22 protein-coding genes are annotated in these 26,255 nt (G+C 61.2%); 8 read left to right on the top strand and 14 right to left on the bottom strand.

Going from position 1 to position 26,255, the window contains the following annotated elements; all coding sequences use genetic code 11:
- Nucleotides 1-13 precede the first annotated feature (13 nt).
- Nucleotides 14-1,408 carry a class II fumarate hydratase gene (locus DNK59_RS26535; RefSeq protein ID WP_110725146.1) on the top strand — a complete coding sequence of 465 codons (1,395 nt, stop codon included), beginning with the start codon at nt 14-16 and terminating at the stop codon, nt 1,406-1,408.
- A gap of 71 nt (nt 1,409-1,479) precedes the next feature.
- On the opposite strand, the gene DNK59_RS26530 is transcribed toward DNK59_RS26535, so the two are convergent.
- From DNK59_RS26530 to pap, 3 genes are all read right to left on the bottom strand, one after another.
- The gene (locus tag DNK59_RS26530) at nt 1,480-2,439 is read right to left on the bottom strand and encodes a DMT family transporter (protein WP_110725145.1); all 960 of its coding nucleotides are present in this window, start codon (nt 2,437-2,439) and stop codon (nt 1,480-1,482) included.
- A gap of 157 nt (nt 2,440-2,596) precedes the next feature.
- Nucleotides 2,597-3,781: a thiolase family protein gene (locus DNK59_RS26525; protein WP_092311990.1), complete on the bottom strand. Its 1,185-nt coding sequence runs from the start codon at nt 3,779-3,781 to the stop codon at nt 2,597-2,599.
- Nucleotides 3,782-3,884: 103 nt separating this feature from the next.
- A complete protein-coding gene (gene pap / locus DNK59_RS26520) occupies nt 3,885-5,408 on the bottom strand; it encodes a polyphosphate:AMP phosphotransferase (protein ID WP_110725144.1) in 1,524 nt (507 codons plus the stop codon).
- A 148-nt stretch (nt 5,409-5,556) separates the two neighbouring features.
- Between pap and mnmC the strand changes: the two genes are divergently transcribed.
- From mnmC to DNK59_RS26495, 5 genes are all read left to right on the top strand, one after another.
- Entirely contained in the window at nt 5,557-7,533 is a 1,977-nt protein-coding gene (mnmC, locus tag DNK59_RS26515) for a bifunctional tRNA (5-methylaminomethyl-2-thiouridine)(34)-methyltransferase MnmD/FAD-dependent 5-carboxymethylaminomethyl-2-thiouridine(34) oxidoreductase MnmC (protein ID WP_110725143.1), read from the top strand.
- Between the two features lie 202 nt (nt 7,534-7,735).
- On the top strand, nt 7,736-9,508 hold the full coding sequence (locus tag DNK59_RS26510) for an N-acetylglutaminylglutamine amidotransferase (RefSeq protein WP_110725142.1): 1,773 nt from the start codon (nt 7,736-7,738) through the stop codon (nt 9,506-9,508).
- 3 nt (nt 9,509-9,511) lie between these two features.
- Nucleotides 9,512-11,257: an N-acetylglutaminylglutamine synthetase gene (gene ngg / locus DNK59_RS26505; protein WP_110725141.1), complete on the top strand. Its 1,746-nt coding sequence runs from the start codon at nt 9,512-9,514 to the stop codon at nt 11,255-11,257.
- A gap of 99 nt (nt 11,258-11,356) precedes the next feature.
- Nucleotides 11,357-12,541: an osmoprotectant NAGGN system M42 family peptidase gene (locus tag DNK59_RS26500; RefSeq protein ID WP_110725140.1), complete on the top strand. Its 1,185-nt coding sequence runs from the start codon at nt 11,357-11,359 to the stop codon at nt 12,539-12,541.
- An 88-nt stretch (nt 12,542-12,629) separates the two neighbouring features.
- On the top strand, nt 12,630-12,857 hold the full coding sequence (locus DNK59_RS26495) for a YheU family protein (protein WP_025127101.1): 228 nt from the start codon (nt 12,630-12,632) through the stop codon (nt 12,855-12,857).
- A gap of 34 nt (nt 12,858-12,891) precedes the next feature.
- Here DNK59_RS26495 and DNK59_RS26490 read toward each other — a convergent pair whose 3' ends face one another.
- Nucleotides 12,892-13,224, bottom strand: a complete 333-nt coding sequence (locus tag DNK59_RS26490; protein WP_102860827.1) for a YnfA family protein — start codon at nt 13,222-13,224, stop codon at nt 12,892-12,894.
- Nucleotides 13,225-13,288: 64 nt separating this feature from the next.
- A complete protein-coding gene (locus DNK59_RS26485; RefSeq protein ID WP_110725139.1) occupies nt 13,289-14,104 on the bottom strand; it encodes an SDR family oxidoreductase in 816 nt (271 codons plus the stop codon).
- A gap of 305 nt (nt 14,105-14,409) precedes the next feature.
- On the opposite strand from DNK59_RS26485, the gene DNK59_RS26480 reads away from it, so the two are divergent.
- On the top strand, nt 14,410-14,562 hold the full coding sequence (locus tag DNK59_RS26480; RefSeq protein ID WP_007945780.1) for a DUF3309 family protein: 153 nt from the start codon (nt 14,410-14,412) through the stop codon (nt 14,560-14,562).
- A 97-nt stretch (nt 14,563-14,659) separates the two neighbouring features.
- Here DNK59_RS26480 and DNK59_RS26475 read toward each other — a convergent pair whose 3' ends face one another.
- The 9 genes from DNK59_RS26475 to DNK59_RS26435 all read right to left on the bottom strand — a co-directional run bounded on the left by DNK59_RS26475 (nt 14,660) and on the right by DNK59_RS26435 (nt 25,798).
- The gene (locus tag DNK59_RS26475) at nt 14,660-15,484 is read right to left on the bottom strand and encodes a fimbrial protein (RefSeq protein WP_158288765.1); all 825 of its coding nucleotides are present in this window, start codon (nt 15,482-15,484) and stop codon (nt 14,660-14,662) included.
- A 148-nt stretch (nt 15,485-15,632) separates the two neighbouring features.
- Nucleotides 15,633-18,245 (bottom strand): fimbria/pilus outer membrane usher protein, encoded by a 2,613-nt coding sequence (locus DNK59_RS26470; protein WP_110725137.1) that lies wholly within the window; start codon nt 18,243-18,245, stop codon nt 15,633-15,635.
- 105 nt (nt 18,246-18,350) lie between these two features.
- Nucleotides 18,351-19,166: a fimbria/pilus periplasmic chaperone gene (locus DNK59_RS26465; RefSeq protein WP_146249944.1), complete on the bottom strand. Its 816-nt coding sequence runs from the start codon at nt 19,164-19,166 to the stop codon at nt 18,351-18,353.
- Nucleotides 19,147-19,665 (bottom strand): fimbrial protein, encoded by a 519-nt coding sequence (locus tag DNK59_RS26460; RefSeq protein WP_110725135.1) that lies wholly within the window; start codon nt 19,663-19,665, stop codon nt 19,147-19,149. Before DNK59_RS26460 ends, DNK59_RS26465 begins: the two co-directional genes overlap by 20 nt.
- A gap of 354 nt (nt 19,666-20,019) precedes the next feature.
- Complete coding sequence (locus DNK59_RS26455) at nt 20,020-22,107, bottom strand: LTA synthase family protein (RefSeq protein ID WP_110725134.1); 2,088 nt, start codon at nt 22,105-22,107, stop codon at nt 20,020-20,022.
- Nucleotides 22,108-22,422: 315 nt separating this feature from the next.
- Nucleotides 22,423-22,614 carry a PLDc N-terminal domain-containing protein gene (locus DNK59_RS26450; protein ID WP_060840477.1) on the bottom strand — a complete coding sequence of 64 codons (192 nt, stop codon included), beginning with the start codon at nt 22,612-22,614 and terminating at the stop codon, nt 22,423-22,425.
- An 84-nt stretch (nt 22,615-22,698) separates the two neighbouring features.
- Nucleotides 22,699-23,229: a hypothetical protein gene (locus DNK59_RS26445; RefSeq protein WP_092311948.1), complete on the bottom strand. Its 531-nt coding sequence runs from the start codon at nt 23,227-23,229 to the stop codon at nt 22,699-22,701.
- Nucleotides 23,230-23,343: 114 nt separating this feature from the next.
- Entirely contained in the window at nt 23,344-23,862 is a 519-nt protein-coding gene (locus DNK59_RS26440; RefSeq protein ID WP_110725133.1) for an ankyrin repeat domain-containing protein, read from the bottom strand.
- A 97-nt stretch (nt 23,863-23,959) separates the two neighbouring features.
- Nucleotides 23,960-25,798 (bottom strand): long-chain-acyl-CoA synthetase, encoded by a 1,839-nt coding sequence (locus DNK59_RS26435; protein WP_110725132.1) that lies wholly within the window; start codon nt 25,796-25,798, stop codon nt 23,960-23,962.
- Between the two features lie 126 nt (nt 25,799-25,924).
- Here DNK59_RS26435 and DNK59_RS31735 point away from each other — a divergent pair, with 126 nt between their 5' ends.
- Nucleotides 25,925-26,245 (top strand): hypothetical protein, encoded by a 321-nt coding sequence (locus DNK59_RS31735; protein WP_146249943.1) that lies wholly within the window; start codon nt 25,925-25,927, stop codon nt 26,243-26,245.
- Nucleotides 26,246-26,255 lie beyond the last annotated feature (10 nt).

Raw genomic sequence — 26,255 nt, 5'->3', positions numbered from 1 at the left:
GAGGAATGTCACGATGAATCGAATCGAAACCGACAGCCTGGGCCAGGTTGAAGTCCCGGAACAAGCCTATTGGGGCGCGCAGACCCAGCGCTCGCTGATCAACTTCGCCATCGGTAACGAGCGCATGCCCCTGGCCGTGCTGCATGCCCTGGCCCTGATCAAGAAAGCCGCCGCCCGGGTCAATGATCGCAATGGCGATATCCCCGCCGACATCGCCCGGCTGATCGAGCAGGCCGCCGACGAAGTGCTGGCCGGCGAGCATGACGACCAGTTCCCCCTGGTGGTGTGGCAGACCGGCAGCGGCACCCAGAGCAACATGAACGTCAACGAGGTCCTGGCCGGCCGGGCCAACGAACTGGCGGGCAATCCCCGGGGCGGCAAGTCTCCGGTGCACCCCAACGATCATGTCAACCGCTCGCAAAGCTCCAACGACTGCTTCCCCACCGCCATGCACATCGCGGCGGCCCAAGCCGTGCAGTTCCAACTGCTGCCGGCGATCATCGAGCTGTCCGGCGGCCTGGCCGAACTGTCGGCCCGGCACATGAAGCTGGTGAAGACCGGACGCACCCACATGATGGATGCCACACCCATTACCTTCGGTCAGGAAATCTCCGCCTTCATCGCCCAACTGAGCTACGCCGAGCGCGCTATCCGCAACGCCTTGCCTGCGGTATGCGAGCTGGCCCAGGGCGGCACCGCCGTGGGCACCGGTCTGAACTCGCCCCACGGCTTCGGTGAAGCCATCGCGGCCGAACTGGCCGCGCTCTCGGGCCTGCCGTTCGTCACCGCGCCGAACAAGTTCGCCGCCCTGGCAGGCCACGAGCCGCTGACCACCCTGTCCGGCGCGCTGAAAACCCTCGCGGTGAGCCTGATGAAAATCGCCAACGACCTGCGCCTGCTGGGCTCTGGCCCGCGGGCGGGATTGGCCGAAGTCAAGCTGCCGGCCAACGAACCAGGCAGTTCGATCATGCCCGGCAAGGTCAACCCGACCCAATGCGAAGCCCTGTCGATGCTCGCCTGCCAGGTCATGGGCAACGACGTGGCGATCGGCTTTGCCGCCAGCCAGGGTCACCTGCAGTTGAACGTGTTCAAGCCGGTGATCATCCACAACCTGCTGCAATCGATCCGCTTGCTGGCCGACGGCTGCAGCAACTTCCAGCAGCACTGCATCGCCGGGCTGGAGCCTGATCCCCAGCAGATGGCCGCGCACCTGGAACGCGGCCTGATGCTGGTGACCGCGCTGAACACCCATATCGGCTACGACAAGGCCGCCGAGATCGCCAAGAAGGCCTATGCCGAAAACCTGACCCTGCGCGAAGCGGCGCTGGCGCTGGGCTACCTGACCGATGAGCAATTTGATGCCTGGGTCCGCCCGGAAAACATGCTGGAGGCCGGAAAACAGGGTTAGCGCGCGTCTTTTTCGCTGGCAAGCCAGTTCCTACCGCCACACTTCTGTAGGAGCTGGCTGGCCAGCGAAGCTCACCCCGCCGCAATCCGCTGCCGCCGAGCGCGCAAACCCGCCATCAATGACGGCCCCAACGCCGTCAGCGCCGACCCCAGTACCACCAGCAACGCCCCGCCATAACCCAGGCCATTGATCTGTTCGGCGTGCACATAGTCCGGCCAGACCCAGGCCGCCCAGGCCACCGCGGCAAAGGTCACCAGGGGCGTGATCGCCAGGGTCGCACTGACCCGTGACGCCTCCCAATGGGCCAAGGCTTCGGCAAAGGCGCCATAGGCAATCAGGGTATTCAGGCAACAGGCCAGCAACAGCCAGACCTGCAACGGACTCAGCACCAGGGCTTCCTGCGGATACACCCACGGAGTGAGCAACAGGGCACAGAACAGGTAGATCACCATCATCACCTGCAAGGAATTCCACACGTTCAACAACTGCTTCTGGCCCAAGGCATAAAGGGTCCAGGCCGCCGACGCCGCGAGAATGGTCAAGACTCCAGCGGTGTAGTCACTCAGGGAGGTCAGCAGCTCGCTCAGGCGCTGATTGAAGAACAGTCCGAAACCGAGCAACAGCACCAGCAGCCCCAGACCTTGCCCCAGACTGAAGCGCTCCTTGAACACAAACACGCTGGCGATCAGCAGCAGGATCGGCCCCATCTGCACCACCAGTTGCGCGGTGCCCGGGCTCAGCAGGTTCAGGCCCATCAGGTACAGCACGTAATTGCCCACCAGCCCCAGAACCGAGATCGGCACCAGCCATACCCCTTTCGGGCCGAGCGCGCGCCAGCGCGGCAAACGCCCCACCGCCGCCAGGTAGAAAAACAGACAGCCGCCGGACACCAGCAGGCGAAACCAGGTCACGGTCACCGGATCCATCACCAGCAGCACTTGCTTGAGCTTGATGGGCAGGATGCCCCACAACAGCGCGGTCAATAAGGCGAGGAACAAGCCATAGACCCAACGACCGGACGAGACGTGCATGCGAACCCCACAAAGCCTGACAAGCAAGGTCCGCATTCTAGGCCCGGGCCGGGGGCCGACACAGAGACAGTTGGCAGCAAAGCGCAAACAAGATTGTGCAGGTCGTAAAAAGCACAAGCCGCCCCCCGCAGGAGCCGGCTTGCCGACGAAGCGAAACCTAGCGCACGGCTTCGAACAATCCCGTTGCCCCCATGCCCCCGCCCACGCACATGGTGACAATGCCGTACCTCAGGTTGCGCCGCTGCAACTCGCGCACCAGATGCCCGACCTGACGCGAACCGGTCATGCCGAACGGGTGGCCGATGGAGATCGAACCGCCGTTGACGTTGTACCTGGCGTTGTCGATCTCCAGGCGGTCGCGGGCATACAGGCACTGCGAGGCGAACGCCTCGTTGAGTTCCCACAGATCGATGTCGTCCACCTTCAGGCCCTTGGCCTTGAGCAGCTTGGGCACCGAGAACACCGGGCCGATGCCCATCTCGTCGGGCTCGCAGCCGGCGACGGTAAAGCCACGGAAGAACGCCTTGGGCTTGAGCCCCAGGGCCAGTGCCCGTTCCAGGCTCATCACCAGGGTCATGGAGGCGCCATCGGACAGCTGCGAAGAGTTGCCCGCGGTCACCGAACCGTCCTCGGCAAACACCGGCTTCAAGGCCGCAAGGTTGTCCAGGGTGGTGTCCGGGCGGTTGCAATCGTCGCGGTCCACCACGCCGTCGAGGACCTGCACCTGCCCGGTACTCTTGTCCTCGACCTTGTACTTGACCGTCATCGGCACGATTTCATCGCGAAACAGGCCGGCGGCCTGGGCCTGGGCGGTACGCTGCTGGCTTTGCAGGGAGTACCGGTCCTGGGCTTCGCGGCTGACGTTGTAGCGCCGGGCCACCACCTCGGCGGTCTGGCCCATGGGGAAGTAGATGCCCGGCACCTGCTCCTTGAGCAGCGGGTTGATCAGGTTGTCGGTGTTGACGCTCTTCATGGTCAGGCTGATGGATTCGACACCGCCGGCGACGATGATGTCGCTGCAGCCGGAGGCGATCTGGTTGGCAGCAATGGCGATCGCCTGCAGGCCTGAAGAACAGAAACGGTTGAGGGTCATGCCCGCGGTGCCAGTGCCCAGGGCCGAGAGCACGGCGACGTTGCGACCGATGTTGAAACCCTGAGCGCCCTCATTGGAGCCGGCGCCGACGATGCAGTCTTCGACACTGGCCGGGTCGATGCCGTTGCGGGCAAGCAGCGCATTGACGCAATGCGCGGCCATGTCATCCGGACGGGTCTGGTTGAACTTGCCGCGAAAGGACTTGGCCAGGCCGGTCCGTACGCTGTCGACGATCACCACTTCACGCATGACGCACCTCAATTGTTGTTGTCGGGAGGAAGAGCATCGAGCATAGAGGCCCCTCCTCGGCGACCGCGACAATCATTCACTGGGCGTATGCGCGACCATCGGCCTACTTCTTGTCCTTCTTGTCTTTCTTGTCGTGCTTGTCGGAACGCTCGAACGCGGCTTCCAGGGCACGGTTGATGGTGCGCAAAACCTTGACCCGAGCCCAGCGTTTGTCGTTGGCCTCCACCAGGGTCCAGGGCGCCACTTCGGTGCTGGTGCGGTCAACCATGTCGCCGACGGCAAGGCGGTAGTCGCCCCACTTGTCGCGGTTGCGCCAATCGTCCTCGGTGATCTTGAAACGCTTGAAGGGAATCGCCTCCCGCGCCTGGAAACGCTCCAGTTGGGTGTCCTTGTCGATCGCCAGCCAGAACTTCACCACGATCACCCGGGCATCAGCCAACTGCTCCTCGAAGTCGTTGATCTCGCTGTAGGCCCGCAGCCAGTCCGCCGGCTGGCAGAAACCCTCGACCCGCTCCACCAGCACCCGGCCATACCAGGAGCGGTCGAAGATGGTGAACTTGCCCCGCGCCGGAATATGCCGCCAGAAACGCCAGAGATAGGGCTGCGCCCGTTCATCTTCGGTGGGCGCGGCAATCGGCACGATGCTGTATTGGCGCGGGTCCAGGGCCGCCGCGACCCGGCGAATGGCGCCGCCCTTGCCCGCCGCGTCATTGCCCTCGAAGACCGCCACCAGGGCGTGCTTGCGCATGCGCTTGTCCCGCAGCAGACCGGCCAGGCGCGCCTGCTCGGTAATCAACTGTTCCTCGTAATCGTCCTTGTCCAGGTGCTGGGTCATGTCCAGGCTGTCCAGCAGACTCAACTCATCCACCGCCGTCGGCAGCGGTGCGGCATTGACCTGGGTCGGCTTCAGCGGTTGACGGTTCAAGGCATTCTGCAACCCCTCCAGCAGGATCCGGCCCACGGTGAGGCTGCGGTAATGCGGATCGACGCCCTCGATCACATGCCAGGGCGCGTAGTCGCGACTGGTGCGGCGCAACACCCGCTCGCCGTACTTGACGAACTTGTCGTAAGTCTCCGACTGCTGCCAGTCCAGCGGGCTGATACGCCAGCTGTGCAGCGGGTCATCCTGCAACGACTTGAGGCGGTCCTTCATCTGCTTCTTGGACAGGTGAAACCAGAACTTGAAGATCAGCGCGCCTTCATCGCAGAGCATCTTTTCCAGGCGTTCGGCACCATTGATCGCCTGATCCAGGCGCGGGTCCTTGATCTCGCCATGCACCCGGCCCTGGAGCATCTGGCTGTACCAGTTGCCGAAAAACACCCCCATGCGGCCCTTGGCCGGAAGCATCCGCCAGTAGCGCCAGGCCGGAGGTCGCGACAGTTCTTCATCGGTCTGCTGATCGAAGGTGCGCACCTCGATCAAGCGTGGGTCCATCCATTCACTGAGCAGCTTGACCGTCTCGCCCTTGCCTGCGCCCTCGACACCATTGATCAACACAATCACCGGAAACCTGGCCTTCTGGCGCAGCTCGAACTGCGCCTCAAGCAAGGCCTCGCGCAAGGCCGGCACCTCGGCGTCGTAGGTTTCCTTGTCGATGGCGTGACCGATTTCAGCGGATTCGAACATGGGTGGCTCCCTTCCAAGAATTTTCCAAGACTAGCGGATGGACCTCGGCCAAGGAAAACAAATCCCTTAACCCGCCGCGGCTTGCCGTGGATCAGGCACGGAGCCGGTGATCGGCTAGAATGGCCGCCTTGCGCAACATGAGCCGAACATGACACCTGAACTGCCCCACGCCCAGCTCGACTGGGACGACCAAGGACGCCCGCGCTCGCGGGTCTTCGACGACGTTTACTTCTCCAGCGACTCGGGCCTGGAAGAAACCCGCCATGTGTTCATCGAACAGAACCGCCTGCGGGAACGCTTTGCCGCCTTGAACGCCGATGCGCGATTCGTCATCGGTGAAACCGGCTTCGGCACCGGGCTGAACTTTCTCTGCGCCTGGCAGTTGTTCCGGCAACAGGCGCCGGCCACTGCCCGGCTGCATTTCGTCAGCGTGGAAAAGTACCCCCTGCGTCCGGCCGATCTGCAACGGGCCCTGGCCCTGTGGCCGGAACTGACCGAACTGAGCCAGCCGTTGCTCAAGCACTACGTCGCCGTGCACGGCGGTTTCCAGCGCATCGTGCTGGATGACGGCCGGGTCACCCTGACCCTGCTGATCGGCGACGCCCTGGAGCAGTTGCCGCAACTGGACGCCCAGATCGACGCCTGGTTTCTCGACGGTTTCGCCCCGGCGAAAAACCCCGACATGTGGACCCCGGAACTGTTCGCCGAACTGGCGCGTCTGGCTGCACCAGGTTCCACCCTCAGCACCTTCACCAGCACCGGCTGGGTACGCCGCCTGTTGAACGCCGCGGGCTTCAAGATGAAGCGCACCCCGGGCATCGGTCACAAGTGGGAAGTGCTGCGCGGCGAATTCCTTGGCTGGCCCGAAGACAGCCCATCGCCGGCACAGGTCAAACCGTGGTTTGCCCGCCCGCCGGCCCAGGCCAAAACCGCCTTGGTGATCGGCGGCGGGCTGGCCGGTTGCGCCAGCGCCGCCAGCCTTGCCACCCGCGGCTGGCAGGTGCAATTGCTCGAGCGTCACGCGCACCTGGCCCAGGAAGCCTCGGGCAATCCGCAAGGGGTGCTCTACCTCAAGCTCTCCGCCCACGGCACCGCGCTGTCGCAGATGATCCTCAGCGGCTTCGGCTACACCCGGCGCCAGCTTGAACACCTGCAACGCGGCCTCGACTGGGACGGGTGCGGGGTACTGCAACTGGCCTTCAACCCCAAGGAGGCCGAACGCCAGGCGCAGTTGGCCGCGGCCTTCCCCACCGACCTGCTGCGGCAGCTGGATCAGCCAGAGGCCCAAGCCCTGGCCGGCATCGGCCTGGACCACGGCGGCCTGTTCTACCCCGAAGGAGGCTGGGTGCATCCGCCGGCCCTGTGCCAGTGGCAGGCCAAACATCCGCAGATCCAGGTCCTGGCCCACCGGGAGGTGCTGGAATTACGTCGGGTCGATCAGCAATGGCAAGCCTGGGACGGCGAACGGATGCTGGCCAGTGCGGCGGTGGTGATCCTTGCCGGTGCCGCCGAAATCAAGCGCTTCCCGGCCAGCGCCGAATTGCCCCTCAAACGCATTCGCGGCCAAATCACCCGCCTGCCGCAGACCGTACAAAGCCAGAGCCTGGCCACCGTGGTCTGCGCCGAAGGTTACGTCGCTCCGCCGCGACTGGGGGAGCACACCCTGGGCGCCAGCTTCGACTTCAACAGCCAGGACCTGACCCCGACCAGCGCCGAGCATGCCGGCAACCTGGACATGCTGCGGGAAATCTCCAGCGACCTGCTGCAACGCCTGAACGCCGAACAACTGCCCCTGGACAGCCTGCAAGGTCGTGCGGCCTTCCGTTGCACCAGTCCGGACTACCTGCCCATCGTCGGCCCCCTGGCGGACCCGGCAGCGTTCGCCGACACCTACGCCGTCCTGGGCAAGGACGCGCGCCAGGTACCAGACCTGCCCTGCCCCTGGCTCGACGGCCTGTACATCAACAGTGGCCATGGTTCTCGCGGCCTGATCACCGCGCCGCTGTCCGGCGAACTGCTGGCCGCCTGGCTGGAAAACGAGCCGCTGCCACTGCCCAGGAGCGTGGCCGAAGCCTGCCATCCCAATCGCTTTGCCCTGCGCCGCCTGATTCGCGGCAAGGCCTGAGACAGAGCGCCAACCCCGGGTATTGAACGGCACCGCCGGCCCTTGGCCGAACGCAAAAGCGCTCTTCACGCCTCAGCACCACCGGTCGGCTTATAACCGATCGGTCTAAAACTCCCGAGTTATGCACAGGTCAGTTTCCAGGTAGCCGCCCCTTTGGCGACTGCGGATCGACTCTCCCCAACGGAAAAACCGGTAAGGACTTATGTGCGGATTAGCTGGCGAATTACGCTTTGATCATCAACCTGCCGACCTGGCAGCGGTTGAACGAATCACCCACCACCTGGCCCCCCGTGGCCCCGACGCCTGGGGCTTTCACAGCCAGGGCCCGATCGCCCTGGGCCATCGACGACTGAAAATCATGGACCTGTCGGACGGCTCGGCGCAGCCCATGATCGACAACCAACTGGGCCTGTCCCTGGCCTTCAACGGCGCCATCTACAACTTCCCCGAATTGCGCGCCGAACTGGAAGCCCTGGGCTACGCCTTCCATTCCGGCGGCGACACCGAAGTGCTGCTCAAGGGCTACCACGCCTGGGGCACGGACCTGCTGCCCAAGCTCAACGGCATGTTCGCCTTCGCCATCTGGGAGCGCGACGCCCAACGCCTGTTCATCGCCCGCGACCGCCTCGGGGTCAAGCCTTTGTACCTGTCGCGCAGCGGCCAGCGGCTGCGCTTCGCCTCGGCCCTGCCAGCCTTGCTCAGGGGCGGGGATATCAACCCGATCCTCGACCCGGTGGCGCTCAATTACTACCTGAACTTCCACGCCGTGGTTCCGGCACCACGCACCTTGCTGGCGGGCATTGAGAAACTGCCACCGGCCACCTGGATGCGCATCGAGGCCGACGGCCGCACCGAACAGCAGACCTGGTGGTCCCTGCCCTACGGCCCCCGTGCCGACGAAACCCGGCTGAGCCTGGAAGACTGGACTGACCGAGTGCTCGATAGCACCCGCGAGGCGGTGGCCATCCGCCAACGGGCGGCGGTGGATGTCGGCGTACTGCTCTCCGGCGGGGTCGACTCCAGCCTGCTGGTGGGCCTGCTGCGGGAAGTCGGAGTGGACAACCTGTCGACCTTCTCCATCGGCTTCGAGGATGCCGGCGGCGAACGTGGCGACGAGTTCCAGTACTCGGACCTGATTGCCCGCCACTACGGCACCCGGCATCACCAGTTGCGGATCGACGAGCGCGAGATCATCGAACAGTTGCCCGCGGCGTTCCGCGCCATGAGCGAGCCGATGGTCAGCCACGATTGCATCGCCTTCTATTTGCTATCCCGAGAAGTGGCCAGGCACTGCAAGGTGGTGCAAAGCGGCCAGGGCGCCGACGAACTGTTCGCCGGCTATCACTGGTACCCGCAAGTGGATGGCGCCAGCGATCCCTATCAGGCTTACCGCGACGCCTTCTTCGATCGCAGCCATGACGACTACGCGGCCACCGTGCAGCCACAATGGCTGACCGACCACGACGCCGCCGGCGACTTCGTCCGCGAGCATTTCGCCCAACCCGGCGCCGATGCGCCGGTGGACAAGGCCCTGCGCCTGGACAGCACGGTGATGCTGGTGGATGACCCGGTCAAGCGGGTGGACAACATGACCATGGCCTGGGGCCTGGAGGCGCGCACGCCGTTCCTGGACTATCGCCTGGTGGAGCTTTCGGCCCGAGTGCCGGCGCGCTTCAAGTTGCCGGACGGCGGCAAGCAGGTGCTCAAGGAAGCAGCGCGGCGGGTGATCCCCAGCGCAGTCATCGACCGCAAGAAAGGCTACTTCCCGGTACCGGGCCTAAAGCACTTGCAGGGCGACACCCTGAACTGGGTGCGCGAACTGCTGCTGGACCCGAGCCAGGATCGCGGCCTGTTCAACCCGGCCATGCTCGATCGCCTGTTGACCGATCCCCAGGGCCAACTGACCCCGCTGCGCGGCTCCAAGCTGTGGCAGTTGGCGGCCTTGAACCTGTGGCTCAGCGAACAAGGAATCTGACCGATGAAAGCCAATGCCACGGCCTACAGCCAACGCCTGCTACGCGGCCAGGCGCCGTCCTATGAACGCCTGCAAGCGCGCTTTGCCGAGGACGGCAGCGAACCCGGGCGCGCGCCCATTGCCCTGCACTGCGGTTGGGGCCGACTGCTGATCGGCCACACCTTTCCCGATCCCGGCAGCCTGGCTGCGGAACTGCTCAACGAGCAGCCGGGTGAACGCGACATCGCTCTGTACGTGGCTGCACCGCAGCAGGTACTGGGCCTGGAACCGGCGCAGCTGTTCCTCGACCCTTCCGACACCCTGCGCCTGTGGTTCAGCGACTACCGCCAGGCCACCCGGGTGTTTCGCGGTTTCCGCATCCGTCGGGCGCAAAGCGAAGCCGACTGGCAGGCCATCAACCGCCTGTACCAGTCCCGGGCCATGCTGCCCATCGATTCGCAACGGCTGACCCCACGCCATCAGGGCGGTCCGGTGTACTGGCTGGCCGAAGACGAGGACAGCGGCGCGGTGATCGGCAGCGTCATGGGCCTGAACCACCACAAGGCCTACCAGGACCCGGAGCACGGCAGCAGCCTCTGGTGCCTGGCGGTGGATCCCGACTGCAGCCGCCCGGGCGTGGGCGAAGTGCTGGTGCGGCACCTGATCGAACACTTCATGAGCCGCGGCCTGAGCTACCTCGACCTGTCGGTGCTGCACGACAACCATCAGGCCAAGAACCTGTACGCCAAGCTGGGATTTCGCACCCTGTCGACCTTCGCCATCAAGCGCAAGAACGGCATCAACCAGCCGCTGTTCCTCGGTCCCGGGCCGCAGGCGGACTTCAACCCTTATGCGCGGATCATCGTCGAGGAGGCCCATCGTCGCGGCATCGATGTGCAAGTCGACGACGCTGCCGCCGGGCTGTTCACCCTCAGCCACGGCGGGCGCCGGGTGCGTTGCCGGGAATCCCTGAGCGACCTGACCAGCGCCATCAGCATGAGCCTGTGCCAGGACAAGCGCCTGACCCACAAGGTGCTCAAAGAGGCCGGCCTGCATCTGCCCGCGCAACAGCTGGCGGGCAGCGCCGACGACAACCTGGAGTTTCTCGACCAGCACCAGCGGCTGGTGGTCAAACCCGTGGACGGCGAACAGGGCCAGGGCGTGGCCGTGGACCTGCGCACGATCGAAGAGCTGCAGCGAGCGGTCGACAGCGCCCGCCGCTTCGACAGCCGGGTCCTGCTGGAGAGTTTCCACGAGGGCCTGGACCTGCGAATTCTGGTGATCGGTTTTGAAGTGGTGGCCGCGGCCATCCGCCGTCCCGCCGAGATCATCGGCGACGGCCAGCATTCCATTGGTGCCTTGATCGAAGCCCGCAGCCGCCGGCGCCAGGCGGCCACCGGCGGCGAAAGCAAGATCCCCCTCGACCCGGAAACCCAGCGCACCCTGCATGCCGCCGGTTTCGACTACAACAGCGTGCTGCCCGCCGGCGAGCGGCTGTTCGTCCGGCGCACCGCCAACCTGCACACCGGTGGCACCCTGGAAGACGTCACCGGCGTCCTCCATCCGACCCTGGCCGAGGCCGCCATCCGCGCGGCCCGGGCCCTGGACATTCCGGTGGTCGGCCTGGACCTGATCGTGCCGGCGGCAGACCAGCCGGACTACGTGTTCATCGAGGCCAACGAGCGCGCCGGGCTGGCCAACCACGAACCGCAGCCCACAGCCGAGCGTTTTATCGACCTGCTGTTTCCCCACAGCCAACCGGCGCCTTGATCCTTCGCCGGCAAGCCGGCTCCTACCCTCTCGTAGGAGCTGGCTTGCCAGCGAACTCTCATCGAAACCATCGATGGCCTTTTCTCATTCGGAGTTTCCATGACCCGTCAGATTCCCCAGCCCGATCTCGCCTACCTGCAGAAAGTCCTCCTGGAAATGCTCGCCATTCCCAGCCCCACCGGCTTTACCGACACCATCGTGCGCTATGTCGCCGAGCGCCTGGAAGAACTGGGCATCCCCTTCGAACTGACCCGGCGCGGGACCATCCGCGCCACCCTCAAGGGCCAGAAGAACAGCCCCGACCGGGCTGTCTCGGCGCACCTGGACACCATCGGCGCCAGCGTCCGTGCGGTGAAGGACAACGGCCGCCTGACCCTGGCCCCGGTGGGCTGCTGGTCCAGTCGCTTTGCCGAAGGCAGCCGGGTCAGCCTGTTCACCGACAACGGCGTGCTGCGCGGCAGCGTGCTGCCGCTGATGGCCTCCGGCCACGCCTTCAACACCGCGGTGGATGAACTGCCCATCAGTTGGGACCATATCGAACTGCGCCTGGACGCCTATTGCACCACCCGCGCCGATTGCGAATCCCTGGGTATAGGCGTGGGCGACTTTGTCGCCTTCGACCCCTTGCCGGAATTCACCGAAAGCGGCCACATCAGCGCCCGGCACCTGGATGACAAGGCCGGCGTCGCCGCCTTGCTGGCGGCGCTCAAGGCCATCGTCGACAGCGGCGAGCCGTTGATGATCGATTGCCACCCGCTGTTCACCATCACCGAGGAAACCGGCAGCGGTGCGGCGGCGGCCCTGCCCTGGGACGTCAGCGAATTCGTCGGCATCGACATTGCCCCGGTCGCACCGGGCCAGCATTCCAGCGAGCATGCGGTGAGCGTGGCCATGCAGGACTCCGGCGGCCCTTACGACTATCACCTGTCCCGGCACCTGCTGCGCCTGGCCGCCGAGCACGAACTACCGGTGCGCCGCGACCTGTTCCGCTACTACTTCAGCGACGCCCACTCGGCGGTCACCGCCGGCCATGACATTCGCACCGCGCTGCTGGCCTTTGGGTGCGACGCCACCCACGGCTACGAGCGCACCCACATCGACAGCCTGGCGGCGCTCAGCCGCCTGCTCAGCGCCTATATCCTCAGCCCGCCGGTGTTCGCCAGCGATGCGCAGCCGGCCCAGGGCTCCCTGGATCGCTTCAGTCATCAGCTGGAACACGACGCGCAGATGGAGAGCGACACTCGGGTGCCCTCGGTGGACAGCCTGGTGGGTAACAGGTCCTGAACCACGACCTGGGGTTTGTGCGCGCTGCAACTGGCGGCACGACCCCGGGCGCAGTAGCATCCGGGATTGTTTTTCGGAGCCCCCCAAAATGCTGATTCCCCACGACCAACTTGAAGTCGACACCCTGACCCGTCTGATCGAAGACTTCGTCACCCGCGAGGGCACCGACAACGGCGATGAAACGCCTCTGGAAACCCGCGTGCTGCGGGTGCGTCAGGCCCTGAGCAAGGGCCAGGCGGTAATCGTTTTCGATCCGGACAGCGAGCAGTGCCAATTGATGCTCAAGCACGATGTGCCCAAGGAATTGTTCGACTGATGCCGGGACCGGCCCAGCCTTTGGGCCAGGATGCTCAGCCGTTGGAAAAGCGCGGGCCGAACAGAATCACGCTGGCCCCGATCACACACAGCAGCAACCCCAACCAGTCCGAGCCCAGGGGCCGCACACGCTCCACCACCGCCAGCCAGCCAATGGACGCAACGATGTAGATACCACCGTAGGCGGCATAGGCGCGTCCGGCGTAAGTGGCTTCGACTTTGGTCAGCAACAGGGCGAACAGGGTCAGGCTGATCAGGGCGGGAATCACCCACAGGGCGCTCTTGCCCTGGCGCAACCACATCCAGAAGGCATAGCAGCCGGCGATTTCAAACAGCGCCGCAAGGAAGAACCAGAGGTAATTGAGCATGCAAGGTCTCGTCAGGATTGCCAGGTGCCGGCAACCCTAACGAGGCCATGGCGGTGGAGCAAGCTCAGTGGGCGCTCTGTTTGGCCTTGGCGCGCATCTTGTCGGCCATCAGGGTCATTTCGTCGTACAGCGCCTGAGGTTTTTTCTGCTTCAGGGCCCAGGCCATGCGCCCTTGTTCGTGGGGCAGGATCATGAACTGGCCGGCGTTGACCTGGGTGTGAATGTAATCGGCAATCTCGGCGGCGGTGATCGGCGAGCTTTCCAGCAACTTGCCCACCTGAGCCTTCATCGCCGGGGTCGGGCCGCGGAAGGAGTCCAGCAGGTTGGTCTGGAAGAACGACGGGCAGACTACGTGCACGCCGATTTCCTGCTGCGCCAGCTCCACCAGCAGGCTCTCGGACAGCGCCACTACGCCCGCCTTGGCCACGTTGTAGTTGCTCATGGCCGGGCCCTGCATCAAGGCGGCCATCGAGGCGATGTTGATGATCTTGCCCTTGCTTTGCTCCAGCAGCGGCAGGAAGGCCTTGCAGCCCTTGACCACGCCCATCAGGTTGATTGCGATCTGCCAGTCCCAATCCTCCAGGGACAGCTCGCTGAAGAAACCGCCCGATGCCACACCGGCGTTGTTGACGATGATGTCGATGCCGCCGAACTTGACCTCGCAGGCCTGGGCAAAGGCCGTCAACTGGCTGTAGTCACGCACATCGCAGCGCTGCACGAAGCCGTCGCCACCGGCTGCGCGTACCTGCCTCAGGGTTTCCTGCAGTCCCGCCTCGCTGACATCGGACAAGGCCAGCCGCCAGCCATCGCGGGCCCAGCGCAAAGCGATTTCGCGACCCAGGCCGGAGCCGGCGCCAGTGATCATCATGCGATTTTGCATAAGAGTTGCCTTGTTGTTCCGGGGAAGATGGGCCGCAGTGTAGCGAAGGCCACTGCGCCACCCACGCACCATCAGAATGCTGAATGCCCCGGGCAAACCAATCAGTTGGTGAACACTACAGCGCCCGCAAAAGGCAACCTTGCCAGGTGTAAAGGAAATAACCCTGGAAGCGAAAAAACTTAAAAAACTTTGAATTTTCTCGAAAGGAGCCTGGTCGGACTTATTAAGCGCCTGGCTTTATCCATCAAGCCAAGTTGTCCTTGAACAACCGGGTTGTTCAACACTACTCCAATAAGGAAACCACCATGGGCACCATTCTGATCGTCATTCTGATTTTGCTGCTGATTGGCGGCCTACCTGTTTTCCCACACTCCAGAAGTTGGGGCTATGGTCCTTCGGGAATCATCGGTGTCGTGCTGGTGGTGCTCCTGGTTTTACTGCTGCTGGGCAGGATCTGAATTATTGAAAAAGTTCCACCATCGATTCACACAAGCCAAAAGCGTCCTGATCAACAGGGCGCTTGGTGCAGTTCAAACATCAATGAAAAACGTCCACTCATTCATAGATGAACGTCACCATGGCATTGGTCCGAACATAACCAGCCGTCACTTTCGGACCGTAATTCAAGTAAAAGACGGTTAACGGTATGCTAAGCATTTCTTCATCGACAGTAGTTTGCGTAGTCTTGAACTCCGTCCGGGTGCCAAGTTCCTGTATAACCTGGCTACTGGCATCACCTTGTACCAGAATCAACCCCACCCCCTTGGCCATGCCCTCGTCTTGGCTATTGAGCAGAACATGCCCATTGTAGATGCCCCCATCAATGACATAGGCCACCTTGATCCCTTTGTCACACTTAAGATCGATCGCGAACGACGTAGGGTTAAACACAAATTCATCCGTAGTGAACTTTCTCAACGGGACGGAAGGCATGATGACCGTTTGCACCGGACGCAGAACACTACAACCACTGCGCTGAGCGTTGTACGACACGTTATTGAACAAGATCTCATTGCTCAATTGGTTGTGGTAATAAATCCTGATCTTGTGATCGGTGAACTTTCCTGAACTGATGGGACCAGTCTTGACCAGTTCCAACTTGAACTTATGTGGGGGTGTATAAGTAGTGGGGTTCAGCCGACGCTCGAACCTGGGCCACTCCATGTACACACCACCCTCGTTGTACCAGTAAATCCGCATGCCAATTCCTGGCACCCCGGTCTCATAGACATGTTCGTAGGCTGTCTTGGTGGCGCCCCCCACAAAACCGTAGTCAAACCAAAGCCCATCACCGCTACAGTTCATGGTCGTTTTACCCTGATCAATTTCCTTGACCAGAATAGTGCTGCCCACCGGAATATCGCGAGGAGGCTTAAGCATGGCGAAATCGGCACTGGTAAAGTGTGTCGACAGTGGACTTCCGGTACAGGTATTAGCCCAAGCATAATTGCCATACATGGTGCTAAGCAGTAACCACGCGATCAAGGGCCATCGATTGTTTAGCAGGACTCTAATATTCATCCATTACCTACCTGTTTAAGATTCGGCTGCCCGTATGGCAGGGCAACTCCAATTGCTGGTAGTACTCGTCATTCGGAGCGGGATCGCTGGGCATGCGATAAGACGCGAGGCAGTTCTGCCCTTCTCCCCACTGGATCAATAACTGGCCTTGACCTTCCAAGCCTCGGACAAAGGCTCGACCGCCCTGTCCAACCTGCGTCAACACCTCCCCCGTAGGCCCGAAGACTTGCGCCCCCAGGGGAATCATCTCGCCATCGTCGCGCACCAGCTTGAGCAGCATCGCCCGGCCCGTCACGGTCGGATAACGCAGCATGACCACGGCGCCCGCGCGCGGAGCGACCTGCTGCGATGTCATCTCCAGCTCGACATCCCGAGAGGTGCCTTTAGGGTCCAGCGCCATGTCGTTGCGTCGATAGGGCGTTAGCCCCGTCACCACCGCATACCCGTTGTCAGCGATTCGAGTAGAGGCGTTACTGAGCACTTGAGCGCCCTTGGCACCGGAGGCTTCAAGCACGGCTATGGTTTCGCCCTGACTCGAGGTTGCGTTGATGCCTCCCGGGTGGGCGACCAGGGTGCCTTGCATGGCCAAGTTGGCTTGCTGATAGTTCTCTCCGCGGCTGGCACTCAGGCTGTAATTGGCGTGGCTCGCGTCATAGCGCAGGTTCCCGCCATAGTTGCTATTGCTCTGCCCCTCATACAGGTCGCGTGAACCGTAGAGGCTGTAACCGACCTGGCCACTTTCACCAAGACCACCGCTCAACGAAGTATTGACGCCGTGATTGCCGCTGCCGTCGTAGCTGATGGACGAGTTCAGAAAGGGTGAATAGCGGCTGCGCCCCAAAGGCAAGCTGATACTCAGCAGGTACTGATTGTCCATGCTGCCGCTACCACTGCGGGTGCGGGTGGCGCTGAAGCTGAAGCCTCCCCAGTCGAAGTTGTTGGAGTACCCCACCTGATAGCTCAAATCCCGCCCCTGGTCGCGACTCCAGTAGTTCTGCGCCAGACCGGAAAAACTCAGTTGTCCCAGGCGTTCGCCTATCGGTTGGCTCAGGCTCAACTGCAGCCGACTGCGTTGCTTGAGCGACAGGTTTTGCGACGGGTTGTCCTGCAGGCGCGCGAACTCGTCGAAGTTCAGATAGCCCTCGCTGGAAAAGCGGTAGGCCGCCACGCTGAAGTTAGTGGCGGTGCTTGCAATCTGCTTGTTGTACGACAAACGCAGGCTGCGGCCACTCAATTGCGCGCTGCTGTCAGCCTGGTCACCGTTCAAGCCTGAGGCCTGGGAATGAGTCAGATCCATCGCCACCGCGCCCAGGGAAGTGCTCAAGGCCACCCCACCCTGCAAGGCCCGATAATCCCGAGCCAGGATACTGCCGCCGTAACCGGTCCACAGATTGGACAAGCCGTACTGATAGGTGCCCTGGACAAAACCGGGCAGGCTATCAAGGCTGTCATCGCGCAAGCGTCCGGCGCTCAGGCTGAAGCGCGAACTGCCGGGCCGCAGTAGCTGGGCCATCGAGGCATAGGGCACCACAAAGCTTTTGGTCCGTCCATCGGCCTCGGTGATGGTGACGTTGAGGTCACCGGCGTAACCGGCGCTGTTCAGATCGTCAATGGCAAAGGGCCCAGGAGGCACCGTGGTCTCGTACAGCAGATTCTGCCTCTGGCGCACGCTGACCTTGGCGGTGGTATCGGCAACACCACGGATCACCGGAGCAAACCCACGCATCGAATCCGGCAACATGCGCTCATCGCTGCGCAGCTGTATGCCGGTAAAGGAAAAACTGTCGAACAGATTGCCGGGGGTATAGAACTCGCCCAGGGTCAATTGGGCCTGGGCGGCGGTGATATCGCGCTGCACATAGCTACTCAAGGCGTTGTACTGACTGCTCCGGCCGGAACTTGACTGGCCGTCGTAGCGATAGGAGCCATTGTGTCGCAGACGCCATTGGCCAAGGTTCAGACCGGTGTTCAGGCCGCTGTAGAACTGACGACTGCTCTGTCCACTGCTACGGTTCTCGGACAGGTTGTGGTTGTAGCCAAGAAAGCCGGCATTGACCCCCGCGTCCCATTCTTTGGGAGACACATAGCCACGTTTGGTCCGGGTCAGGTAAAGCTGGGGAATGGAAAGATCGGCACGCAGGTCGGCCATATCCACCTCAAGATGCCCCTGAGGCACCATTTCATCAGGCCCCAGGCACTCTGCTGCCCGAGCCAGGGTGGCCTGATCCTCAGGCAACCGGGTGAAATCAACGCCAAGCTGCTCCAGCAAAGCAGGCGGCAGACAAGGCTCGACCTTCGAGCCATCGACCGATCTCCTGAGCAGGATTTCTTGAGTCCCAATGCGGTTCTGGTTGAGATACAAGTCAAGGCGATAGGTGCCAGGCGTCAGTGGGTTGCCTCGCTCATAGCTGGACAGATCCAGCGTTTCTCCACGGCCGTTGCCAAAAAATGCCGGATTGAAGCGAATAGGTTCAGCTGCATCGCTTGCATCGCTAGCCACACACAACAAGACCAGCATCATCGTTGGTGGAATGAAATCGTCACGCACAACAAGACACTTTCTAAAGTAAGAAAATGCACGAAGCACAACTAAAAATAACAAAACTGACAAAGCACTCATCTAACCTGTCCATATAGTCAGAACGATGAATCAATGACTAAAGTACCGAGCGAATCATCTCAGCACGAACATGAAGTGAGTGATAGCCAACGAATTTTCTGTTTTTTATAACGACAGCTTAGCCTCAGCATGCACATTTGACCCAAAATCGTTGATCCAGTCGTATATCACCCCACCCTCTATCTCCGAGGTATTTATTGCTTGTTCAAAAACGAAATCAGCAGAAGATTTTGGTGCAACCATGTGACTCTTTACCTTCAGCGCCTTACCATTTTTAAGTTTCAATTCAACAGAATTGAAAGACACATGAAAGGCACCATCATTCGTCACACGCAATACAGTTCCCTTAGTAGAACCTAACAAACTCCAACGCAATTTTTCGGCGCTCTGACTGACGCTTCCCGGGAGATCTGCAGGGCGAAAAAACAACTTCAGACGTGTACGAAAAGCAAACTGCATATGATTGCCAATCTGCTTGCCGGGTAATGGTGGCACATCTAACACATTGAGCCAGAACACCGACTCACGATCCTTGGGTACAGTGTTTGACGGAGCATAAGCAATACGCAGCGACTGCCCCTTGCTAGGGTCTATCCTCACCATGGGCGGCGTTACCACGAATGGTGCATCCACCTCATCGGGCTTTGCATCGACGCGACCATCGTCGATCCACGTCTGGACCAACGCCGCTTTTTGCCCTTGATTGCTCAGCCTGAGAGAAACCTCACGCTCCTTAGCTGGATAGACGATTCGTGTAGCATCAATCACCACGCTGGCTTGGACAGATAAAGAACACAGCGAAATAGCGATACAACTAAGTAGCCCAGAAGGGAAACAGCGAAACATAGATTTATTTGCTCGCAACGTAAAGCCTTGAAGCTTTAGCCTCAAGGCTTTTATTTCATTCGTAAATGAGGTCAAACATTAATTCAGCTTTTACATCACCCGATGTAACTGGTCCATTAGCGGCCAGATACTGAGCAAAAAACGGAAATACTGTCAGCTCAGTATCAGCTGCAAATGGAACTAGCGGATTCCCAGCGAACTGTTCGAGAAGGTGAATGGCTTTATAGTCATGATCAAGTAGCTGTATCTGAGCCGTCGACCCACCGGGAGCCTTGTTGAGGATAGCGCCAGTAGCTTCATCAATCGTGTTTGAGTTTACGACAAATCTCCCCTTCAATTTAGTTCCATCACACTTAGTGACCGTGATAGAAAAAGGACGTGGAGAAGAAACATTGCCAGCGGCTTTAAGAGCATTGACACTTACCGTATCAAGTTCGGGATTTGTAGCCTCTACTACGCATGTCGACTCCGTCACCTTACCTTGAAACAGAACCAGCACATCATGCGCAAAAGCACTGTTTACTCCGAGGAATAACCCAGATACAACACCCGCTGCCAAACAAAACTTTTTCATTAGATTCTCCCTTTACCCATCGTCATGGCGCACTAACAACCGCACCATTCAACAATCAATGCTGCGTGCCAGATCTGGAGTGCTGTAGGTATCCATCCGGGCCGAAGCGGATGCGATCATTACAGTCTGTTGTATTGGCTAACATCAGATGAATCCTAAAACCCAAGAAACTTCCTGTTTGAAGGCGAGAAATCGACTACTCCGCAAGAAACTTTTCCCAAGAAGAACGGGAAATACCTCAAGACCAGTGAATGGCCTCATCTGTCGACAGGCAAAAAAAAACACCCCATCAGGGGTGTTTTCTTTACCAGTCAGGTCTTGCCAGCGCTCCACGGGAGCGGACAGGTCCAGCAGTCAATCCGGCTTGCCGTTGACCACGCCAGCGGTGTTGTCGAGCAGGCTCTTGGTCGCGGTCTGCAGGAAGGACTCCAGCTTCTGCTTGAGTTGCGCCTCATCGGCGGCTCCGGAAATCAGCTCGCCGCCTGGGGTTGCACCCAGTTCGTACTTGTACAGTCTGGGCGGCATTTCCTTGGGCAATACCAGCACCCGATCCGCCGTCAGCAGCGCCACGGTCTGATCGCTACCCGAGGGCTTGATCACGCCAAAGCCCTTGTCGCCTTCGGGCAGGTTGAGCAGGTCGCGCCCCCAGCACTGGTGCAACACATCGCCACCGAGGCGGCCCATGATGGTTGGCACGATATCGATCTGCGTGCCCACGGTGTGGTCGCGCTGGCCGAACTTCTCCTGGATACCGGGTGCAATCATCAGCATCGGCACGTTGAAACGGCCCAGGTCCATTTCAGTAATCTGCTGCTCGTTGCCAAAACCGTGGTCGCCGACCACGACAAACAGCGTTTCCTTGAAGTACGGCTCCTTGCGCGCCTTCTCGAAGAACTGGCCCAACGCCCAGTCGGAGTAGCGCATGGCGGTCAGGTGCTCGTTGAGACTGCCACGGTCGGTGACCTTCTCCACTGGCAATGGTGTCGGCAATGCATAAGGGGTGTGGTTGGACAGGGTTTGCAGCAGGGCATAGAACGGCCCCTTGCCATCACGGGCCTTCAACTCTTCCAGGCCGCGGTTGAACATGTCCTGGTCGGACACACCCCAGGTCGGGTCGGAGAACACCGGATTGACGAAGTCATTGCGGCCGACGAAGTTGGTCATGCCCTGGTTGCCAAAGAACCCCGACTGGTTGTCCCAGGCGAAATCACCGTTATAGACATACACATCGTCGTACTTGCGGGCGCTGAGCAGTTGCGGCAAGCCGGACAGCTTGTGGCTGCCTTCCGGAGTCTGCATCAGGTACTCGAAGCCCGGCAGGTTGGGGAAGCAAGCCATGGTGGCGAACATGCCCTGGTGAGTATGGGTGCCGTTGGAGAAGAAGCGATCGAACAGCAGGCCTTCCTTCGACAGCTTGTCGAAATAGGGTGTGACCTGACCCGGACGCTCCAGCGCTCCAACCGAGTGCCCGGCGAAGCTTTCCATCAGGATCACCACGACGTTCTTGATCGGCAGGGTCTTGTCCGCATCCGGGGTGTAGTTGCGGCGCACGGCGGCGATATCCGCATCCACCAGCTTGTCGCTCGGCACCAGCAGCATGTCGCGTACGGTCTGCTGAGCCAGAGGCTGAGGCAGGGTCGCCTTCCAGATATTGTTGCGGTCTTCGGACAGGCGATCCTTGGCCGCCGCCATCAACTGCAGAGTGCCGTTGAGGCCCAGCTGGTTGGCGAAGTTCGACTCGGTGGTGTAGACGTCGCCCCAACGCATGGGCGGGCCCTGACGCAGCGTGCCACGAGCGGCGACCACACAGATCAGCAGGCAGACCACGAACACCGCGATGCGCGCATACCAGGGCGCAATCTGCCGAGTGCCGACATTGCCTCCGCTGAACGGGCCGCGCGGCCGGGTAGCGCGGTCAGCGCCCTTGAATGCCAGGCTGAGAATCCAGGTCCCCACCGCCCAGGCCAGCAGGTAGCGAACCACCGGGAAACCGTACCAGAGCATGCTCATCACGGTTTTCGGATCTTCTTTCACGTACTGAAAGACCAGGCCATTGAGGCGCTGGTGGAATTCACGGTAGAAGTCCATCTCCATCAGGCCGAGGAACAGCGCGATGCTGGAGGTCACCGTCAACCAGAAGCGCAACAGTCCGCGCGCCGCCATGGCCCGGGCACTGGTCAGCGCCAGGATCAGCGGAACGCTGAGATAGACCACCAGCCGCAGGTCAAAACGCAGCCCGTTGGCAAACGCCTCAAGGAAGGTCGAAGCCGGAGTGTCGAGAATCATCTCGCGGTTGTAGATCAGCAGCGCAACGCGCAACAAAGAGAGCATCACCATCACGACCAGCGCGCACAGCAGCGTGTAGGCCAGATGGGATTTAACGGTCGGTTGCAGCAGGCGATTCGAGGATCGCTGCTGACTCAGGGCATCCGAGTTTGCCATGTCGTTTTAGGACCCATTGGAAGTTTAAGTTGCAAAGAAAAAGCAGCGTTCTGCCCTCTTTTTGTCGCCAGGGCGACGGGGGATTACGCGGTGCGCAGATGTTGCACGATCACTGAAGGCATTGCCATTGATTAGTGGGTACTACCGACAAGCCCACCTCCTACAGCTCTGGAACAACAGATTGCAGGGATTTACAGCTCGTGGAAAAACGCCGGCGAATTGTCTTTGAGGCTTTGTGAAAATTTCGTCCAACGCATGTTTAGACACACAAAAAGGGCCTCACGGCCCTTTTCTTCATCTTGCAACCTTCGCGGGTCAGAGCCGCACATTGCCTCGCGGCCCGGCAATGGCCCAGATGATCAACCCCAAGACCGGCAGGAAGATGATCAACAGCACCCAGAGGATCTTCATCCCGGTTTCGGCGCCGCTTTTCAGCACATTGATGATGGCCCAGATATCCAGGGCCAGAATGATCAGGCCAATCAGGCCATTGAAGGTGGAACCCATGGTGTCGCTCCCAAATGATGGTGTGCTTCCTTAGGATAGCCGTCCGCCTTCGGGGTTCCGCTGTGTTGCACCAAGGCCCGTGATTCAGACGTGCACGGCAATCTTCAGCGCTTCCAGGGCCGGCGCCGCGGCGATACCGACCTCGGCACACAGCTCCAGCACTCGCGGCAGGTCATTGCCGTAGACCAGCACCATCTGCAGCTCGTCATCCAGTAGCTGGCTGAAATTCATCAGCACATAGCCGCCGTTCTCCGGGTTCATGCTGCCCATCTGGATCTGGATGCGGTTCAAGGCCGTCAAGGCATCGATCTTCGCCAACTGCTTGGGCTTGATGTTGAAAGGCACGTCCTTGCCGAAGGAAGCGACGATCTGTGCGAACAGGTCGACATAAGTGTCGGCCTGAAACAGCACGGTATCCGGCAAGCTGCCAACCACCACCCACTCGCCCAGGGGAATGGGGAAGCTGTCGTCATAGTTGATGTCCGGGTTGGCTGCCAGGAACGCCTGGGGGTCGGCGTAGGCCTGGGCCGCTTCGTCGGCGATCTGCTGGATCTCGGCGTCGCCCATGCACCCGGAGCTGATTTTGCTGATGAGTTCAATGAGGGCGGTTTTCATGGGCACATCCTGAAGGCAAGGAAATTCGAGGGCGCGAAGGATAGCCTAAAGTGCGCGGCCAGACCTACGCCTGTTAGGCGGGCCTGGCGCTCTCGCCCCTCGGGCCCGGACGGCTCAGGCGAGGAGTTTTTCCAGCTGTGCGGCAGTGTCCATCGCGCCCATGGTCTTGGCGGCTTCCAGGGCGCTGACACCATTGCTGTCGCGCGCCTTGAGATCGGCGCCCTGGCTGATCAGGTAGGTGACGATTTCGCAGCGGTTGAACATCGCCGCCATCATCAGCGCGGTCCGCCCGTCAAAGGACGCCCCCTCAACTTGCGCGCCGCCCTCCACCAACGCCTTGACCACCGCCAGGTCGCCCTTGAAGGCGGCGCCGGCAATCGGACTCTGGCCATTGTCGTTGCGGATCTCGGGATCGGCCTTGTGCTTGAGCAGCACCTGCACGGCGTCCACATGCCCGTAATAGGCGGCCAGCATCAGCAAGGTGTCACCCTTGTGGTTGCGCAGGTTGACCGGCAGGCCACTGGCCGCCAGCTTGTCGAGCATCTGTGCGTCACCCTGGCGGGCCACGTTGAATACCTGTTCGACAAACTGGGCGGCCTCGTCTTCAGTCATCTGGCGGCTTTTGTCGGTCATCGGAAACTCCAGGTTCGGCCAATCGGAAAGGCGCTAGTGTCCCCAAGCCGGCCGCGGCCTGTCATCCCTTTTTTGCCAAGAACCGCCATAGACAGAATCAATAACGCAGGCGTCCGGCCTGAATGTCCGCCAGAATCGGCGGGGTCAGCCGCACGTAAGTGTCCGACCCCGGCAACCAGGCGTAGACCGGATCATCGGCCACCTGCTCCAGGTCGAATGCCTGCTCCTTGAGGCGGCTTTTCTGGTATTTGAAAGTGCCCGTGGTGTCCATCTTCACCTTGATCCGCAGAAACAGGGGCACGGCATACGCCGGCAACTGCTGCCGGGCAAATTGCAACAATTCGCTGAAATCCAGGGTCGCCAGGGACTGCGCGGGGGTGATCGCCACCATCCCCGCCCGGCCGTTGGTGTTACGGATTTCAACGCCATAGGCCACCACTTCGGCAATCTGCGGATGCCCCAGGAGAATGTTCTCCACTTCAGTGGTGGAAACGTTCTCGCCTTTCCAGCGATAGGTGTCCCCCAGCCGATCGACGAACTGCACATGGCCAAAACCGATGTCGCGCAGCAAGTCACCGGTGTTGAAGTAGCAATCGCCCTTCTCGAACACATCCTTGAGGATCACCTTGAGGTTCTTCTCCGGATCGGTGTAGCCATCCAGCGGCGCCTTGTCGTCGATCTTCGCCAACAGCAGGCCCTGACCGCCCTTGGCCACCTTCTGCATGAAGCCCTGGCTGTTGCGCAGTGGCGCGCCGGTGTCGTGGGCATACTCCACCAACGCCCAGGGAATCAGGGAAAACCCCACCGTGTTGTCGAAGTTGAGGATATTGCTGAAACCGATATTGCCGTCGCTGGCCGCGTACAGCTCACAGACATGAGCGACGCCGAAACGCTGCTTGAACTCGCTCCAGACTCCCGGGCGCAGGCCGTTGCCGATCATTTTCAGCACACCATGCTCGGTGTCCTGCGCACTGCCTGGCTGATCGATCAGGTAGCGACACAGCTCACCGACGTAGCCCAGGGTCGTCGCCTTGTAGCGACGCGCATCATCCCAGAACTGACTGGCGCTGAACTTGCGGCGAATGGCGAATCCCGACGCCCCGGTGATGGCCGAGCCCCAGCACACGCACAACCCGGTGGCGTGGTACAGCGGCAGGGTGCAATACACCACGTCGTCGGGCCGCATATCCAGGGCAATGGTGCCGAAACCAGCGGAGGTGCGCATCCAGCGCCCATGCTTGAAGATCCCCGCCTTGGGCAGCCCGGTAGTGCCGGAGGTATAGATATAGAAGCAGGGGTCATTGAAGAAGATCTGCTGGGTCTGCTGCAGATTGTCTGCGGGATAACCGGCACTCTCGCGCATCAGGTTGAGCATCCCCTCCGGGGCACTGCCCGGATCGGCGAGGGTATCCTGATCGGCCACGAACCAGGTGCGCTGCGGGTCGATACCCACCTGATCGCGCACCGCGCCATAGGCCGCCAGCAACTCACCGCCCAGCATGATTCCCGCCGGCTTCACCAACTGCAGACTATGCGCCAGCACGCTGTGGGTCTGGGCCGTGTTGAGCATGGCGCAGATCCCGCCGAGCTTGGCCACCGCCAGCACCGTGACCAGCAGTTCCGGACGGTTCTCGATGAAGATCGCCAGCACATCGCCCTTGCCGATGCCCCGGTCGTGCAGGTAGGCGGCGATACGGTTGGCCCACTGATTGACCTGGGAATAACTGAGAACCCGCTCGCCGCACAACAAGGCCGGCCCATCGGGATTGCGCAAGGTCGCCTGCTCGAAACTCCAGCCCAGACCACAGGCCTGATCAGGCTTGTCGATGTTGCCCGCCCTGACGCCGCGCACCACCCGCGGCAGGGCCCTGGCAATGGAGGGCAGCTTACGCAGCATCATGCCCCAGGTGATCATGTCGCTATTGTGCTTGTTCATGCTGACTCCGGTTCGAAGACAAAGGTCTGTGCCCCGACCACACAGGTCGGACGTGACAAGTTCTGGAACAAGAATCAACCGGGCGCTACGCCCCTAGTGTCGGCAACAGGCAAGCAGAGGCGGTGGATGGATCCCGGGACGGGACGGAAGAACAACAAACGCGGCGCTGCTGACAGCACCGGCAGTGGAGCGGTGGGACCGTTCATGGAGGGCGTCCTGGTATTTTTATTATCTGGTGGGCTGGATCGCTCGATCACGCCACAACCATTCCATGTCACAGACACGCCTCGCAAAGGTCTTTGGCAAAGGGCCAAGGCCGATTTGAAACGGCGCGACTGGCTGGAAAATACGTCAGCGGTCGCGAGACTGTACACGGAGTTTTTGCAAACTTTTGTATCTCACCCGCTGCGTTCTGCCGAAGGCTGCAACCCCCGTATCAGCGAGTGAATTTTGCGCC

The sequence above is a fragment of the Pseudomonas sp. TKO26 genome, assembly GCF_003225665.1.
Taxonomy (GTDB): domain Bacteria; phylum Pseudomonadota; class Gammaproteobacteria; order Pseudomonadales; family Pseudomonadaceae; genus Aquipseudomonas; species Aquipseudomonas saponiphila.
The sequence above is the reverse complement of the archived record's forward strand: the minus strand, read 5'-3'. Positions and strand labels throughout refer to the sequence as shown.

Bases quoted from the DNA above. Each gene is read 5' to 3' on its own strand.
- DNK59_RS26490 (WP_102860827.1), bottom strand. From the start codon at position 13,224: ATGCTCAATTACCTCTGGTTCTTCCTTGCGGCGCTGTTTGAAATCGCC.
- DNK59_RS26495 (WP_025127101.1), top strand. From the start codon at position 12,630: ATGCTGATTCCCCACGACCAACTTGAAGTCGACACCCTGACCCGTCTG.
- DNK59_RS26470 (WP_110725137.1), bottom strand. From the start codon at position 18,245: ATGAGTGCTTTGTCAGTTTTGTTATTTTTAGTTGTGCTTCGTGCATTT.
- DNK59_RS26445 (WP_092311948.1), bottom strand. From the start codon at position 23,229: ATGAAAACCGCCCTCATTGAACTCATCAGCAAAATCAGCTCCGGGTGC.
- pap (WP_110725144.1), bottom strand. From the start codon at position 5,408: ATGTTCGAATCCGCTGAAATCGGTCACGCCATCGACAAGGAAACCTAC.
- DNK59_RS26485 (WP_110725139.1), bottom strand. From the start codon at position 14,104: ATGCAAAATCGCATGATGATCACTGGCGCCGGCTCCGGCCTGGGTCGC.
- DNK59_RS26440 (WP_110725133.1), bottom strand. From the start codon at position 23,862: ATGACCGACAAAAGCCGCCAGATGACTGAAGACGAGGCCGCCCAGTTT.
- DNK59_RS26450 (WP_060840477.1), bottom strand. From the start codon at position 22,614: ATGGGTTCCACCTTCAATGGCCTGATTGGCCTGATCATTCTGGCCCTG.
- ngg (WP_110725141.1), top strand. From the start codon at position 9,512: ATGAAAGCCAATGCCACGGCCTACAGCCAACGCCTGCTACGCGGCCAG.
- DNK59_RS26475 (WP_158288765.1), bottom strand. From the start codon at position 15,484: ATGCTTAAGCCTCCTCGCGATATTCCGGTGGGCAGCACTATTCTGGTC.
- DNK59_RS26535 (WP_110725146.1), top strand. From the start codon at position 14: ATGAATCGAATCGAAACCGACAGCCTGGGCCAGGTTGAAGTCCCGGAA.
- DNK59_RS26500 (WP_110725140.1), top strand. From the start codon at position 11,357: ATGACCCGTCAGATTCCCCAGCCCGATCTCGCCTACCTGCAGAAAGTC.
- mnmC (WP_110725143.1), top strand. From the start codon at position 5,557: ATGACACCTGAACTGCCCCACGCCCAGCTCGACTGGGACGACCAAGGA.
- DNK59_RS26480 (WP_007945780.1), top strand. From the start codon at position 14,410: ATGGGCACCATTCTGATCGTCATTCTGATTTTGCTGCTGATTGGCGGC.
- DNK59_RS26525 (WP_092311990.1), bottom strand. From the start codon at position 3,781: ATGCGTGAAGTGGTGATCGTCGACAGCGTACGGACCGGCCTGGCCAAG.
- DNK59_RS31735 (WP_146249943.1), top strand. From the start codon at position 25,925: ATGGATCCCGGGACGGGACGGAAGAACAACAAACGCGGCGCTGCTGAC.
- DNK59_RS26455 (WP_110725134.1), bottom strand. From the start codon at position 22,107: ATGGCAAACTCGGATGCCCTGAGTCAGCAGCGATCCTCGAATCGCCTG.
- DNK59_RS26460 (WP_110725135.1), bottom strand. From the start codon at position 19,665: ATGAAAAAGTTTTGTTTGGCAGCGGGTGTTGTATCTGGGTTATTCCTC.
- DNK59_RS26510 (WP_110725142.1), top strand. From the start codon at position 7,736: ATGTGCGGATTAGCTGGCGAATTACGCTTTGATCATCAACCTGCCGAC.
- DNK59_RS26435 (WP_110725132.1), bottom strand. From the start codon at position 25,798: ATGAACAAGCACAATAGCGACATGATCACCTGGGGCATGATGCTGCGT.
- DNK59_RS26530 (WP_110725145.1), bottom strand. From the start codon at position 2,439: ATGCACGTCTCGTCCGGTCGTTGGGTCTATGGCTTGTTCCTCGCCTTA.